Origin of the sequence: Peribacillus simplex, from assembly GCF_001578185.1 — a bacterium.
GTDB lineage: Bacteria > Bacillota > Bacilli > Bacillales > DSM-1321 > Peribacillus > Peribacillus simplex_A.
In genome coordinates, this window is sequence record NZ_CP011008.1 from 2027198 (window position 1) to 2043196 (window position 15999).

At 36.3% G+C, this 15999-nt stretch carries 13 protein-coding genes and 1 pseudogene; 10 read left to right on the forward strand and 4 right to left on the reverse strand.

Annotated elements, in window-relative coordinates; translation table 11 throughout:
- Positions 1–161 precede the first annotated feature (161 nt).
- The 3 genes and pseudogenes from UP17_RS28695 to UP17_RS09565 form a co-directional block, all read left to right on the forward strand.
- Positions 162–328 (forward strand): annotated as a pseudogene (locus UP17_RS28695) (recombinase family protein); the annotation flags it as partial.
- A 312-nt stretch (positions 329–640) separates the two neighbouring features.
- A complete protein-coding gene (locus UP17_RS09560; RefSeq protein ID WP_061462795.1) occupies positions 641–1297 on the forward strand; it encodes a GPP34 family phosphoprotein in 657 nt (218 codons plus the stop codon).
- Between the two features lie 12 nt (positions 1298–1309).
- The gene (locus UP17_RS09565; RefSeq protein ID WP_061462796.1) at positions 1310–1573 is read left to right on the forward strand and encodes a MerR family transcriptional regulator; all 264 of its coding nucleotides are present in this window, start codon (positions 1310–1312) and stop codon (positions 1571–1573) included.
- Positions 1574–1945: 372 nt separating this feature from the next.
- Here the strand turns inward: UP17_RS09565 and UP17_RS09570 are convergent, their stop codons facing one another.
- Positions 1946–2203 (reverse strand): DUF2533 family protein, encoded by a 258-nt coding sequence (locus UP17_RS09570; protein WP_061462797.1) that lies wholly within the window; start codon positions 2201–2203, stop codon positions 1946–1948.
- 1519 nt (positions 2204–3722) lie between these two features.
- Here UP17_RS09570 and UP17_RS09580 point away from each other — a divergent pair.
- A complete protein-coding gene (locus UP17_RS09580) occupies positions 3723–4139 on the forward strand; it encodes a hypothetical protein (protein WP_061462799.1) in 417 nt (138 codons plus the stop codon).
- A 490-nt stretch (positions 4140–4629) separates the two neighbouring features.
- On the forward strand, positions 4630–5001 hold the full coding sequence (locus tag UP17_RS09585) for a hypothetical protein (protein WP_061462800.1): 372 nt from the start codon (positions 4630–4632) through the stop codon (positions 4999–5001).
- A 177-nt stretch (positions 5002–5178) separates the two neighbouring features.
- On the opposite strand, the gene UP17_RS09590 is transcribed toward UP17_RS09585, so the two are convergent.
- Entirely contained in the window at positions 5179–6246 is a 1068-nt protein-coding gene (locus UP17_RS09590; protein WP_434218696.1) for a site-2 protease family protein, read from the reverse strand.
- Between the two features lie 437 nt (positions 6247–6683).
- On the opposite strand from UP17_RS09590, the gene UP17_RS09595 reads away from it, so the two are divergent.
- Positions 6684–6890, forward strand: coding sequence for a hypothetical protein (locus UP17_RS09595; protein WP_061462802.1), 207 nt, complete (start codon positions 6684–6686; stop codon positions 6888–6890).
- A gap of 657 nt (positions 6891–7547) precedes the next feature.
- Here the strand turns inward: UP17_RS09595 and UP17_RS09600 are convergent.
- The gene (locus UP17_RS09600) at positions 7548–8963 is read right to left on the reverse strand and encodes a purple acid phosphatase family protein (RefSeq protein ID WP_155727288.1); all 1416 of its coding nucleotides are present in this window, start codon (positions 8961–8963) and stop codon (positions 7548–7550) included.
- 916 nt (positions 8964–9879) lie between these two features.
- Positions 9880–10641, reverse strand: a complete 762-nt coding sequence (locus UP17_RS09605; protein WP_061462804.1) for a GTP cyclohydrolase II — start codon at positions 10639–10641, stop codon at positions 9880–9882.
- Positions 10642–11409: 768 nt separating this feature from the next.
- Here UP17_RS09605 and UP17_RS09615 point away from each other — a divergent pair.
- The 4 genes from UP17_RS09615 to UP17_RS09630 all read left to right on the forward strand — a co-directional run bounded on the left by UP17_RS09615 (position 11410) and on the right by UP17_RS09630 (position 15761).
- Positions 11410–12309, forward strand: a complete 900-nt coding sequence (locus tag UP17_RS09615; RefSeq protein WP_061462806.1) for an ABC transporter ATP-binding protein — start codon at positions 11410–11412, stop codon at positions 12307–12309.
- Positions 12302–13552, forward strand: coding sequence for an ABC transporter permease (locus UP17_RS09620; protein WP_061462807.1), 1251 nt, complete (start codon positions 12302–12304; stop codon positions 13550–13552). The genes UP17_RS09615 and UP17_RS09620 overlap by 8 nt, the downstream gene beginning before the upstream one ends.
- A 206-nt stretch (positions 13553–13758) precedes the next feature.
- Positions 13759–14061 (forward strand): hypothetical protein, encoded by a 303-nt coding sequence (locus UP17_RS09625; protein WP_061462808.1) that lies wholly within the window; start codon positions 13759–13761, stop codon positions 14059–14061.
- A 341-nt stretch (positions 14062–14402) separates the two neighbouring features.
- Positions 14403–15761 carry an IS1182 family transposase gene (locus tag UP17_RS09630; protein ID WP_061462809.1) on the forward strand — a complete coding sequence of 453 codons (1359 nt, stop codon included), beginning with the start codon at positions 14403–14405 and terminating at the stop codon, positions 15759–15761.
- The last annotated feature ends 238 nt before the right edge of the window (positions 15762–15999 follow it).

Here is a 15999-nt window from a genome sequence, read left to right on the forward strand (position 1 = left end):
TAGACAAACTCGATTTTCATCGAGTTTGTCTACAGTCTGGAAGGACTAATAAATTAGCCCTTTTTTTATTATTTTACCGAAATTAAATTTAAGCCCATAAAAGCTCAATATGGCCCGATTGCTGAATAACCTATTACCATGCTAATGCATACGATTACCAAAAACCATTAGGTAGACCCAAGTTGGATAAAGAAAAGCTTACTGTTGCTCTACGGATGTATGATAGTAAAGAATATTCTATAAAGGAGTAGTCTCAGCAACTGGAATATCTCAATGCTCCTTCTATAGGGCAGTCAATAGAAGGAAGCTTGAAGAAATAAAAAAATAGGGGTGTTTTATTATTTCTCCTAATTTACTTTGCGGTCTACAGCAAGAGCCCTGTCACTAAGCCTTAATATCAAAAAAGAAGGGGCTGCCTCAAAATCGTGAAAAAATGATTTTGAGACAGCCCATTTTTTGCTCCCAAATAATAAATTTACTTGACACAAAAAGAAATAAAATGCATAGTTTAAATCATAAGTAGTAAGTGATAAGTAGTAAGTGATAAGTAGTAAGTGATAAGTAATAAGTGGTAAGTAATAAGTGATAAACGGTAAGTAACATTATTGAATTGGACTAAAACTAATGAGAGGTGTTTTTTATGAAGGATATGGAAATTTCGCAAAAGTATTTATTATTAGCACTAAATGATAAAGGCAGTGTTGCTGCTATTGGCAGTATGAGAGTTCGTGCTTTTATGGTTGCCAGTGGAATTTTAGAACTTACAGCAGAAGATATTGTTTCGTTTTCGGAGAATCAAGTGACATTAAAACAAGATTTACCAAGTAATAAAGGGTATTTGGGTTTAATCTATAATATGATTTCCGAAGATAATTCAATATCCCTGAAAAAATTAGCAAGAGGAATAGTTACTAAACGAAATTTATTCAAGGAATTATTCAACGCAGTCGGTGATTCTTTAGTGGAATTGGATTTGGTCTCCAAAACAAATGCTGGCATATTAGGACGATCCAACCACTTTATACCCAGTGAAGGTGCTAAAAAATTAATTGTAGAACAAATTCGTGCAGAATTATTAGAAGAGGGACCAGTTTCAACCGATACAGTTGTTCTTTCAAGTTTGTTAATAGGCAGTCGTATGTTGAAGAACTATTTCAGTAAATTCGAGGAAGAAGACCTTAATGACAAATTATCTATGCTTCGCAATGATACGGCTAACAAAGAAATTTTTGCAATGCTTGATGCGTTATCACACACAATTACTACAATCATTGCTTCTGCTTCGGCAGGTTCATAAGGGGGGATTTAAGTGTCAAGGAGACGTTCATTAGAAGATATTTTGAAATCTGAGTATATATCTATCGGTGAACTGGCTCGAATAACTGATTTGAGATACAGTACATTAAAATATTATACCGAAGCTAATTTAATTCCATTTGAACAATTAGATGAAAACTTAACACGTCGTTACCCTCGAGAAGCAGCAGTGGAAAGAGTTGAGACTATTAAAAGCTTAAAGAAATCTGGCTTATCCATTGCGGAGATTAGTGATAAAATAGCGAAACAAAGTTAACAAAATATAACTTTTAGAGTATCGATTTGATTAAAAAAGGGTTACTACCTTAGAATCATTACGACCGTGGAACAACCAATAATAGTAATAATAACCGGTTACACCCTTACCGTGGTGAAAACCGGTTATTTTTTACACACTCCTTAGCGTTGTAAATTCGCTTTTTGATGGCATGCCCATCAAGCTAACAACATAAATTACAAGAAAACCAACGAAAGTATTTTTTCAAAATTAACTCTTTTTATTAGATTAAAAGAAAAAAAGCCCTCATTTCTGAGGGCTATAAATTATCTTTAATATTTGATTAGGAGGTCGAGGGTTAACACCGATATTCGGCGCTTTTTCTTACGACTAAGAGATCAGTAAATTATTTTACTTTAATGACTCCACATAAGAATGAACCATTTCTGGGGTAACTAATTTACGAGTAGGTATTAGCCTTTGGTTTGCAAGAACATTGATTTGCATAGTGATTTGATTAATATGGTCTGTTGTAAAATCCTTTTCAGCCTTACATAATTCTATAGCTCCTTGAATATAATCTTCACGTTGTTGGTCTAATAGGGAAAATTCAGTAAAAAGTTGATTTTGTTTTTGAGCATGTAACGTAAGGGCTTTATGTACACTCATTGTCCTTCACTCCTATAATTTTTTTTAATAGCTACTTCTATATTAACATCATTTTTTTAGCAATAGCAAAAACTATAAAAGATAAATCCAAAAGGTAGTTGATTCACGCATCGGATGTGATTATGAAAGAGGTCTGGAATACTGAGGTGAACCCAAAAAGTTAGACACTATATTTACTTAGTCCCTGCAAAAGCAGTGCAATAGAAAGTATATTGGAAGAAAAAAGAATGTTCTTCCAACCGGATTATAGGGAAGGAGAACAAAAAGGGATGAAAAAACTGAGGTTAGCAATGCGAAAAACGGTGAGAAAAAGTAATACAGTCCTGGTATTGTTTAGTGGAGTTATAGATTCTACTGTTGGAGAAGACTTTCCAACATACTAAGGCTATGCTGTGGTACCTGCTAGAATGTATAATACAGCAAATACCATAATTTAAAAATATATTGAACTTATTTTTAATAACTCATATAAATTTCATTGGGATATGCACGAACCGCAAAAATGATTATATTCTCTTTCGGTAGTTATATAAGATACTTCTATGAAAAAGGATTTATCATAGTAGAGTACTTGGTAAAGTGAGACCTGGGCAAGTCAAGTGTATGAGAATCCTGCTCTTGGCACCTTAAATAATCCATACTCGATTAAGCGCCAAAAGTTTGGTTGATACAATTTTATTTATATTACAATGGAATTAGTTTTGGCAGGGAAGGGGTCGTGTTTGAATCCCTCACAGGTCATCAACTAACAAAGGCTCAAATCCTTGATATAACAGGGGTTTGGGCCTTTTTTCTGGATAGAGAAGGAGTAAAACGTATTACGGGACAATAATTTATAATAATTAATATTTCAAGGAACTTTGGATAAGGCCTTTTGCTTATTCAGCTAACGATGGAAGTTAAAAATAAGACCGTATTTTTGGCTTTTCTTTAAAAGGTACATAATCATATTCTTCGGTAAAATCCAATTTACTATAATGTGTTGGATTACCTATACTACCAAATACCATGCACTGGAATACTTCTTGGAAGCTCTGAACATGACGTATAAGAATATGTAAAATAATGGCGATCAATGAAAGGCTTCAGAGATTAATTTTCAGCTCACAGAGAGTGTGTGGTTACAACGAACCTGTCCCCTACTTTGATATTGCGCATAATGTAGCACTTCATTATGTTTCTTGGATTGAAAAGTATAATAAAATGCCTTCACTTAAAATGATGGTAGAACAATTTCAAGAAGAATTACAATCAATGATAGAAAGTTTTAAAGTGAAATAAATAGAGGGAGGAAAGTATGGAAGAGTAATTTAAAGCAAATTCCTTTCCTATTAGGGGTTCTATTAGGGATTAATTACACTTCTCGTAGGACGTACCCTCCACTTTAGTATTATATAGTAAATATTTCCTTTTTTTACTGTGTGATTTTAATATCTCAACAGTTTATTATATTGATAAAGGAAGAATAACTTAATCTACTACTATAATGATAAGTCTTTAAAAGGGAAGTGATAGTTAAATGATTTATATAAGCGATATCGAAAAGATAATTAATAACACATTAAATGAGAACAATTTGGATATTGTTTATGAATTTGACATTAATCTAAGTGCACCTATGAGTTATAACGTATCGACCAATACTATAAAATTCAATTACCTTCAAGTTAACGGTTATAAAGGGAAAATTAGAATTAAAGTGACTGAGGAAGACTTTGTTAAAATTATTCTTTATCGTATGCTTGGTTATTATTTAGATTTTAAGAAAAACAAACATGATTTAAGGATTTTAATGTATGGTCACGAAGAAGAAAAAGAAAAGCTAAAATCTGAAATAGAAACTAATGCTTGGGAATATGGGAGAACATTAATACCTGAACAACTATTGGAGTCATATGATAAAATTCGTGAATTAGATAAAATGCTAATAAATTAATGTACTCCAAGAAAATGGAGACCCGACTTTAAACTAAATCTTGAAAAAACCCCAACAAAATAGACCCAGTAAAAACGCTTTTTAAAAAAAGGCTGAGCCTTATGAGTAATCTGATTGAGTTTGGTAAATCGTTAAACAAAAACCTTCTATTATAACAAATTAAGTAGAGGCTCCCGCGACGACAAAAAAAGGATTAATCTCCCATCAGTGCTACCCATAAAGGGCGCGACAGTCGGTGGTACACCGTTGTCGCAGGAGTCAGAATAACGGATGGGCTCAAAGGCACCATAGTTCAACGACCTTCTTCGCAAGCCATTAAAACAGTATCGATATAGAGGCCAATTTTCATTCCCTGTGGTGAAGCGCTGATTTTTGCGCTTCATGAATGGCTAACGAGGCAGTATAGTTCAAGAAGACGACTGGGAAATGAAGTATAATTTAAATAGTCAAATTAAGAACTGAGTGATATGAAGTGGATTTTAATGGATTGATGAAAGAAAAAGGATATATTTATTTGGAAAAAATAATAGAAGCCAAAGAAAATTCATTACGGTTGCTTATTAATAGAAGCACGTTTAAAATCGATTTACCTATGGTGCAATTAGAATTTGAATCATATATTTCATATTCTGTTATCGATGAATGTTTTTCATATTCTATAGATAATTCTGAAATATCAAAGGGAGAGCTATTTCGGATATATACACATTCAAGGTACTTGGATTTTATAAAAATAGCCAAGAATGATCGTGAAGATATATGTCCCTCTGAAAATTACATTCATTATCAGTTTCCCTGCTTAAATCACACGATTGATGTTATTTCTTGTGAAGAACCAATAGTAACCGTGGTATCAGGTTAAACTAACCTATGGAATTCTTTTCTTGTAGAACTAACAGATGTATCATAGGGTGTAATAAAAGAGAGTACAAGAAGTAGTCTCTTTTATTTATACATAATCAACCATTAATGTTTCACAAGCCTAAATAAATGGACAGTCAAAGGGGACACTCATAAATGAGGTCCCTTTCATAATGTATTAAGGTAATAAAGTTTTATATTGTTCCATCAAATCACCTGCATATAAGCTTGTTATCATTAAGAAAATGGCAAGCCCAATGTATAATGAGAACCAGATGACTTTTGTTTTGAGACTCGATGAATAATAGGATTTCTCTTTATCCCTAATTTCAGTTTGTTCTTGCACTTCTTTAAAGAACATTGCTTTTATTCGTTCATACGTGCCTATATTTTCAAAATTGTTCGGTCCGTACTGGTATTCATTCGAATAAGCAGTATCCATTAAGGACCTATAAATATTTAATTTTACCTCGGTCAGCTGTTTTTCTTTTAGCTTATTATCATCAAATAGCGGGATATGCCAACTCTTCATGTTGTTAACCTTTTCATGTAGTTGGCTTAATTCCATATTCCAAATATTAACCAGGCGAATTTTTTCTTCATCTGTTGCTCCTGCATATTGTTCTAGTTGCCTTAAACCAAATTGATTCAATTCAATGATGTTGTCTCTTTGATTTCTAGTTGTCTCAATACGGAATTCTTTCCACCACTTAGAAATACCCAATAATAAGAAAAGAATTAAAAATGGATTTGGATGGAGAAACAAATATACAACCATTCCGATAATCCCTAATACCCAAAGCTTTGTGGAGATGACTCCCACTATACGTCCTCCATCAAGAGGATGCACAGGCATTAGATTAAATAGGTTAATCATGGCTCCAAGTGTAATAACTAAAAGCCAAAATGGATTTTCCGTTATCATAAATAGGGGGATGGCTGGTAGAAATGCTAATGTACCTAATAAAGGACCTCCGAAGGCAAGATAAGCTTCTTGGTTAGCATTCTTGGGTTCTTCTTTAAGGGCAATTAACGCTCCGACAAACGGGATGAAAATGGCATTGGATGTTTTGATGCCTTTTCTCTTAGCAGCAAGTAAATGCCCCATTTCATGGATGCAAATTAGATAGACTAGGGCTACGGCAAATTTCCAACCGTAAACCAAGGCATACGCTCCTAATGACATGAAAATAGAAATCAGAGAACCTACTTTTGCTATTTTCAGTAGCGCAAACAACCATTTCATTTTCCCCAGGAAAAATAACCCGATTGCCCCCAAACTTAACCATCCTTTATTCGATTTAGATTCTTTCAAAATGTACCTCCTAGAGTAAATGGGAAAACAGATGACCCCAGTGACACTATGTCTATCTGAGCTCCTTCTTGATTTATCATCTTGCTAATATCCTTATTATATCGTATTCGATATTCCTTTTCTTTTCCTTTTAGGAATATTTTTCTAGAATATTAACTTTCAAGTATTACTTTTTTAATAATTAAGGGTAGAGTGCACCAATCACAGAAATACTAGATGGAGGTAATAAACATGATTTTTGATAAAGAAGCTGTTGTTGATTCAGAAGACTATGGAGAATTAGTCCCTGTAAAAGAAGTGCTATAGAAAGTATATTAGAAGAAAAAAGTATGTTTTTCCAACCGGATTATAAGGACGGAGAGTAAAAAATGGTGAGAAAAAGTAATACAGTCTTGGTATTGTTTAGTGGAGTTATAGATTCTACTGCTGGAGAAGACTTTCCAACATACAAAGGTTATGCTGTGGAACCTGCTAGAATGAATAATACAGAATATACCAAGATTGGAAAAGATATTGAACTTATTTTTAATAACTCATATAAATTTAATTGGCATATGCACGAACCGCCAAAATGATTATATTTTTTTTCGGTAGATATATAATATACTTCTATGGAAAAGGATTTAATGAAAATCCTTTAAAATGATAAACATGGATAAAACAATCCATCTTAACTATTTTAATCCCAATTATAGATGTGGCTAAGCGCTCCTCAGTATGTTTGAAAGGTAAATATGCTGTTGTAATATGACGAAAAAGCTGGTCACATCTGGGAAGTGTATTCCCTTTTAACGGGAGATACTACGAGAGTAAATCGAAGCCGGGGCAGACAGGATACCCAACGGAAGTCCTCATACCGAAAGCTAGGCAGAAAAAGGTGTACTCATAGTAGAGTGCTTGGTAAAGTGAGACCTAGGCAAGTTAAGAGTATGAGAATCCTGCTCTGGGCACCTTATATAATCCATACTCGATTGAAGCGCCAAAAGTTTGGTTGTTACAATTTTATTTATATTACAATGGAATTAGTATTGAAAGGGAAGGGATCGTGGTTCGAATCCCTCACAGGTCATCTTTTAAACAAGGATCAATGTGTTCAAAAATTTAGTGAAATGAGGTAAATGGAAGTTCCGCCCTCGTGTCCCCAGAAGAAAAATAATGGGGGTGAAACAAAAGGAAAGGGAGACCCTGAAGATCTCCCTAACAATATGCTTTGTTGACTTTTCTAAAAGTTGTTATTTCTTGATGATACCAAATTGATCAATAATATAAGGTTCTGCATTATTCTTGTTTTGATCAATCTCATAAGTTGCGGCAGTCAGTTTGTCTTTATCCATGGTGATACCAACGAAGTTTTGAATTTGGCCGCGTACCGGACGGGTGTTATTGCTTGGGTCTGGGCCATAGATCGCTGAATGATTTTCATCGGCTACTTCGAAAAGATTATAGAAAGCTTCTCCAAGTACGGGATCTTGATTTTTGTAATATACTTTTGGTCCAGCTGTTGCAGGGATCAAATAAATAGCGCCATCTGGATTAACGGTATATTCAACTGTTTGTCCTTTTTTAGTTTCCGTAATTTTTTCAGTTTCTGAAGCCGTACCATTACTCGTGATCGGTTTCGTACGTGCATAAATATGGTCATGTCCTTGAAGGACAAAGTCAATGTCAAGCTCCGCCATGAGTGGTGCCACCTGGTTTCTCACTCCGTTCGGATCCATGATATCATCATCCGTTGCATGGTTAGAAGTCGTATAAGGTCCCTTGTGAATATTAAGAATAACCCATTTAGATCCATTAGCTTTGGCTGCTTTTACATCTTCTTTCAACCATTCAATTTGATTTTCCGAAAAGTTCGCATATTTCTCAGAATCCTCGTTGCTATTGAGGACAACAAAGTGAGCGTTACTGTAATCGTAAGAATAATAGGCACCTGTTTCGGTAGCTGAGTTTTCAGGCACATCCAGGTTAAAATGGTCGATAAAAGCATAACTTTCATCCTCGTGATTCCCCGCGGATGGTGCAAACGTCGTGTTTAGCAAGCTTTCCTGAGAGTGCCCTAGTAGCCAATCCCATTGTTCCTCTTTGGCTCCATCGTCAACTAAGTCGCCATTATGAACCATGAACTCGGCGTTAGGGACCGTATCTAAAGCTTTTGAAATGGTTTCGGACGAAAGGATCGCCTCATCTTCCGTTTTAGCTTGAGTATCGGTCAAGTCAATAAAGGTAAAAGAACCATTTTTGGGTGCTGTTGTAAACGTACCTACTTCACTCCAATTGTTTAATGATGCATCTCCAACACGGTAGTAGTATTCAGTATCTGCCTTAAGTCCAGTTGCTTCTGCTTTATGTACATACTCTTTTTGAGAATTTGTAGAAATGTTTTGAGTACCTGAAAATTTTAAGGCTTTCTTAAAATCAGACTTCTTAACGCCCGTCTTTTTCACAACCTGTAAATCACTGTTCTTGGAATCCAGTGAAGTGTACCAAGTGAATCCTTTAGAATTCGTAGAATTGCCATTAAATGTAACGGTCACTTTACTAACATCTGGATTTGAATCAGCTGCTGCCAAAGAGAGAGTACTGCCATACCCACCCACAATGCTTAGAGTCAGGGCAACTGAAATCAATTTTTTTGAGGTTTTTTTCACGTAGCTTTTCCTCCTATATATTTATGATTACTATCCCTTAGGACAGCAAGTTAAATATAACAAAACTAAATATCTATAATATTAATCATATATATTAATAATGTTAAGATATGGTATTACAGCACAAAGACAATACCGTTACAATGCCCACTTGAGACTAACGGAGAAGTTTCTTTAAGGACTATTTTTAAATATAACCATGAAGGACATATAATCTCAGTAACATATAGTGGGGACAAATCATACAAGGAACACTGATTGGAATTGTAAAAGAGGATAGTTGCTTAGAGGTTAAGGTATGACCATGTTAATAGCAAAATTGAAATTAGGAGGAAATGTGTTTCGACTGCTAAAAGTCTTACCAGATGGGCGAATTAGGCCCATATTAAAATTGGAAATGGCTTGACGCTGAGTAACTGAAGGCAGTTCAATCATTGAGGAAATTGTTATATAAAATTATTATACCTAATAAGGAGTTCTTATTGTACGAACGGATGCGATTCTTCAATAAGAAGATCGCTGTATATTTTTGTGCTAACGGGGTTGTTTTGTTCAACAATAAGCATTAAAAATCTCTATAATAATTCGTAGATATAAGAGTGCGAATAATGCAAGAAGGCATATTAAAAACACAGAATAAATATAGTGAAAGGAGGGAGCAAAGTGAAAAAGGAAACTAAATTAAGGTTATTTCTTTCATTGATTGTATTAATTGGTTTTCCCGTAGTTTATTCAGTTGTCTGATTTCCATAACAAGTCGTTTTATTAACAATATATTCATGATTCATGTGGTTCCCCCGCTAAAAAATGCTTTCTTATTCCAATGATTCGGAAACCTTCGGTAAACATATCCAACAAGGGGAATTAGTTCGGTTTTACCTTAAGGGGTAAAGCCAATTTCATAAAAAAAAATGAATCATTCATTTTGTTTAACATCTTTTAAATGACCGGAACGTACGACTTTAGTTTCTAAATATTTTTCATTAAACTCGGAGGTATCTCCCCATAACGGAATTCTGCCTGCAACATTGGCACCTGACTTTTGAAGGGCTTCTAATTTTCTCGGATTGTTGGTGATAAGTGTCACTGGATTGGAGCGCAGTTTTTTTAACACTCGAATGGCGTCATCATAGTTACGTGCATCATCCACAAATCCGAGCTCTAAATTCGCTTCCACCGTATCCAATCCTTCTTCTTGCAGAACATAAGCCATGGCTTTACTAAATAATCCGATGCCTCTTCCTTCGTGATTCGCTAAATAAAATAAAGCACCGGTTCCTTGAGCAGCAATCATTTTCATAGCATGTTTTAGTTGAAAGCCACAATCACAGCGTTTGCTGCCAAATATATCGCCAGTATGACAAATGCTATGCATCCGGATAAGAGCATCCGCGGAATTTTGAAAATCTCCATACAGTAACACACTGGATTGCTGCATTTCCGCTAAATTGGAAGAGGCTAAAGTTTCAATGATCTTTTCTATATTATAAGAGCCTTCATTACAAAAATGACCTGCCATATTATCACATCGTAACCAGCAGTACCATTGGAATATAGTTGTTTCGCCATCTAAGTTAACGGGTAATTTGATAGGTCCGACTAAATAAATGGATTTTTCATCACCTTTAATAACGTTAATTTTATCTTCTAATATCAATGCGACTTTTTCATTAATCATAAAAACTTCCTCCTTATGTTTCAAAATATTTAATGTACTGTTGGGCAAAATATTATTATGGACCAGTTCTGTTCATATTGTACCCAATCCGCTCTTTTGGAATCGTTTGTTTTAAAAAGAAGCAAAAGTCCAAATGTACTAAAGCGAAAGAATAGTTCAAAAGGTTATCCCCTATTTTCTGTGTGAAACCCCCTGTCCATATAGTCAACTTGACCAAAACTTAATTGTGAAAGTCATGTCACTTTCCTGATTGGACGAAAGATGATTTAACCCACTTAAGTTCCTCTTTTTAATAAAGGAGATATTCTATATGTCAGGTTGTGACGGCGGTTTTGGATTCGGTGGAGGTTTCACATTTGGTCCGTTTTGTTAATCCTCTTAATCGTTGATGAAGCAGTTGTGTTGGTTGATCCGGAGGCGGTTACGGATATGTTGGTTACTGCTAATAAATCGTATAAAAAAAGTCAGCCTATATGGAGCGGTTTCTTTAAAATTGATTCTATCGAAAGCATCCTCATTGATATCACCTATCGGAGGAAAGGGGTATTTTTACTAAGATTCGCAGAAAAAATGCTTGTTGAGTACTTAGCAAACCCAAAATGCTAAAAGCATTTGTAATTCTTTTCAAGTGGCTAGATAGTGAAAATTTGTTTCTAGAACTTTGCATATAATGGTGGGGGAGAAGAGTTCTTTAGATCACCTCGGCAGTTGAAATTGGAAAACCTTTCCGTTAACATGGAATAGAATCATATATTAGGAGGTTGTACATTGGCTTTACAAATCAAAGAAGTTACGAAAAAATTCGGGGATTTCACAGCTGTCAATCAGCTTGATTTAACGATCCCCGAGAAAGAAATGTTCGGTTTTTTAGGTGGGAACGGGGCGGGGAAAACGACAACGTTCCGGATGATACTCGGCCTGCTTGACCCCACTGAAGGGGAAGTGATTTGGGATGGTAAGAAAATCGATTATACGACCAGCTCATTGATTGGCTATCTTCCAGAGGAACGCGGGCTTTATCCAAAACTGAAGGTACGCGATCAAATTGTGTATTTGGCTAGGTTAAGAGGGATGAACAAACGGGATGCTTTGAAAGAGTTGGAGTATTGGCTAGACCGCTTTATGGTGCCCGAGTACATCGATAAGCGGGTAGAAGAGCTTTCAAAGGGGAATCAGCAAAAAATCCAGCTGATCGCCTCCATGATTCATAAACCTGAATTACTTATCCTTGACGAACCCTTCAGCGGGCTGGATCCGGTTAATGTGGAAATACTGAAGAAAGCGGTCATCGACTTAAGGGACAGCGGCACGACGATCGTTTTCTCGAGCCATCGCATGGAGCATGTTGAGGAGATGTGTGAGCATCTTTGCATCATGCATAAAGGTTCCCCGGTTGTGGCTGGAAAATTAAAAGAAATTAAGCGTTCTTTTGGTAAAAAGAATGTTTCAATAAAAGCCGATTTTGATTTATCTTTCCTGGATACTTATTCAGGTGTAACAAAAATTAAGAACACGATGGAGGGGAAAATCCTTCAAGTCACTGGTGAAGATGTAGCTGAGAACATGATTCGTGATCTCGTTCCAAGAGGTTTCGTTCGAAAATTTGAATTGGAAGAACCTTCGCTTACGGATATTTTCATTGAAAAAGTAGGTGCCGTCTATGAATAAATTTTGGATTGTCCTTTCCCATACATATCTATCAAAATTAAAAACGAAATCCTTTATCATTTCTACAATCATTATGATGGCCTTGATTCTTGTCCTTACGAATATTTCGAAACTTATAGATTCATTCGATAGTGATGATCAGGAAAAGGTTGCTGTCATTGATCAGACTAAAGATGGCATATTTGATTCTTATAAAAATGCGGTAGCAGGTGTGAACAAGGGCATTTCGGTAATATCCGCCCAGGATGAAAAAGCAGCGGAGGAAATGGTCAGCAAAGAAGAAATCGTTGGGTATCTATTGATCAAAAAGGATGAGACCCTCGGCTTCAAGGGAACGTATAAAGCGAATCAAATTTCAGATTCAATGGTAAGTAATGATTTGCTTCTCGCGCTTACCCAATTGAAGGGCCAAATAACAGCGAAGGAATTGAAATTGACAGAGCAGCAAATCGCACAATTGAATACGCCGCCAGCATATGAAACGATTGCGCTTCAGAAAAATGCAAAAACAGAAGAAGACCTCAATCAAGCTCGCGGTCTTGTGTATGTGCTCTTATTCGTCATTTACTTCGGTGTGTTGATGTATGCAACCATGATTGCAATGGAAGTAGCTACTGAAAAGACTTCACGGGTCATGGAAATCCTGATTTCAAGTGTACCGCCAGTCACGCAGATGTTCGCCAAAATAATGGGGGTAGCTTTGCTTAGTCTTACTCAAATGCTTTTATTTTTTTGCGTGGGTTATTTCTCGATTAAACAAAACTTGACAGGTATGGATGAAGGTTTCTTCTCGTTTTTTGGATTCGGCAACATCAATATCTCTACGATCATTTATGCAATCATCTTCGCTTTACTTGGTTATCTTCTTTATGCGACTCTTGCTGCATGTCTGGGGTCCGTTGTCAGCAAAATTGAAGATGTCCAGCAAATGATTTCACCGATGACCATGTTAGTTGTCATTGCCTTCATGATTGCGATGTTTGGACTAGGGAATCCGTCAGCCAATTATATTACGATTACATCATTCATTCCATTTTTCACGCCTATGATCATGTTCCTGCGCGTAGGCATGCTTGATGTTCCATTCTGGGAAATCGCCATCAGCATTTCAGTGTTGATCCTAACCATTGTTTTACTTGGTATAATCGGATCAAAAATCTATCGTGGTGGAGTCTTGATGTACGGAAGCTCAAAATCACTGAAAAGCATTAAAAATGCCTTGCAATTATCAAAGAAAAATTAACATGAAACCTGGATCCTTCATTTCCTGTTGGAGAGTTCCGGTTCGCCGTCATTACGCTTGTGTGCCGCAGTAGTTTCTATAGCAGTTTACACAGTTAATAAGAAAAATTTGGGATTTATGAAAAAGGTGCAAAAAGGAACATAGATATAAGGGAACACATGTAAAATGAATTCCATTTATGCAACCATGATCAGGAGTGAATTATCATGAGCAATTTTGTAACTTTGACGATAGCTTCAGAAGCGTTTCTCTTGCTATCCTTCATCATCATTTTTTTATCGGCCAGGAATGGGAAAAAGAATGCTCTCTTGGTTATCCTGTTCATCATTGGAGGTGCGCCGCTTCTATATCTAGCCATTGATCATGCGACCAGCGATTACTTGGACGCGAATATCGGATTGGGCCTTGCTTTTATGTTCACCTGGATATATAGCGTAATAGCTTTTATCATTGGCATCATTCTTTTAGTGAAAAAGAAAAATGATAATAATATTTCAAAAGAACAGTAATCATCACATTGGAAACTTAAATTAAATAATAATAAAAACGCTGAGGATACATGAGTATCCTCAGCGTTTCAGACTGTAGACAAACTCGAGGAAAACGAGTTTGTCTATTTTTTATGAGTTGTACAATTTGGCCGTTGATTTCCACTCCAGGCACTCGCTTTCCGCGGGCGGTCGGGGAGCCTCCTCGGCTTTCGCCTGCGGGGTCTCCCCTAGACGCGCTTTTCCCGCAGGAGTCTCGTACCTTCCGTTCCAATCAACTTTGTCTTATCTTTTAGATAAACACTTTTGCCCTGAGTCGCTTTTGTTTTAAAATAGAAGTATTAAAACTTGAGGTGATGAGGATGCTTTCGAAACATGACTCTATTCAGCGAGATCAACTTGAAATGATTACGTTAGATCAACTGGTGCCACCGAACCATTTGGTTCGTAAACTAGAGGCTGCCATTGACTTCACTTTCATTTATGACTTGGTGAAAGATATGTATTCAGAGGTAGGACGCCCAAGTATTGATCCAGTTATTTTAGTTAAACTGACATTCATTCAATATACCTTCGGTATTCGTTCCATGCGTAAAACGATTGAAGAAGTTGAAACTAATATGGCTTACCGTTGGTTCTTAGGCTATGGTTTCCATGATAAAGTACCTCATTTCTCTACGTTTGGGAAAAATTATGAGCGACGCTTTAAAGATACAGACCTGTTTGAACAGATTTTCTATCGTATTTTAATGACAGCTGCTAATAAAAAGTTAATAAGTGCTGAACACGTTTTCGTGGATTCCACACATGTGAAAGCCAGTGCGAATAAACGGAAATTTGAAAAGAAAATCGTTCGTAAAGAAACACGAGCGTATCAAGGGCGTCTTCAAGAAGAAATCAATCGAGATCGTGAAAACCATGGAAAGAAGCCTTTTCCATCAGATAAATTTGATAAAGAAGAGACCAAAGAGATTAAAGAAAGTACAACGGATTCTGAGAGTGGCTACTATGTGAAAGATGAACGAACAAAACAGTTTGCCTATTCATTCCACGCGGCCGCAGACCGCAACGGTTTTGTATTGGGAACGATTGTAACACCTGGAAATATACATGACAGTCAGATCTTAGAGCCACTAGTTGAACAAGTGATTGAGAAAATTGGAAAACCGGAAGCCGTTGCCGCAGATGCAGCTTATAAAACACCAGCGATTACAAGCTACCTATTTAACAAAGAAATCATACCGGCTTTACCTTATACACGTCCTCGCACCAAAGAAGGATTTTTCCGCAAACAGGACTATGTATACGATGAACATTTTGATTGTTACCTTTGTCCTTCGGGAGAGCTATTAAAGTACTCAACAACCAATAAAGAGGGCTATCGCGAGTATAAATCACCCAAACACACTTGTGCGACATGCTCATTTTTATCTCAGTGTACAGAAAGCAAAGACCATCAAAAAGTGGTGACACGGCATATTTGGCAAACACATGTGGAAGAAGCAGATCATCTGCGTCATCATCAAGATGTAAAAACTATATATGCGAAACGTAAAGAAACGATTGAGCGTGTATTCGCAGATGCAAAAGAAAAGCATGGTATGCGTTGGACAACTTTAAGGGGACTTAAAAAATTGTCGATGCAGGCGATGCTTACTTTCGCTGCCATTAATTTAAAGAAAATGGCCAATTGGACATGGGGAGGTCCAAAAATGGCCTAACATAGTGGGCTCGTAGAGCCCCAATCTCCTAACTTCAGGCAAAAATTCAAAGGGAATCTCAAAAAGGGGTTCGGAATTTTTTAATTCCGAACCCCTTTTGTCTACAAACTGAAACGCTGAGGATACATGAGTATCCTCAGCGTTTATTTGGGCTAATGTTTTAATAAAACATCCTGACTACTCGCATTTCTTAGGCAAAGAGGACCTTGGCGGGTCCAGGTTCTGGGTAGTCTAACTC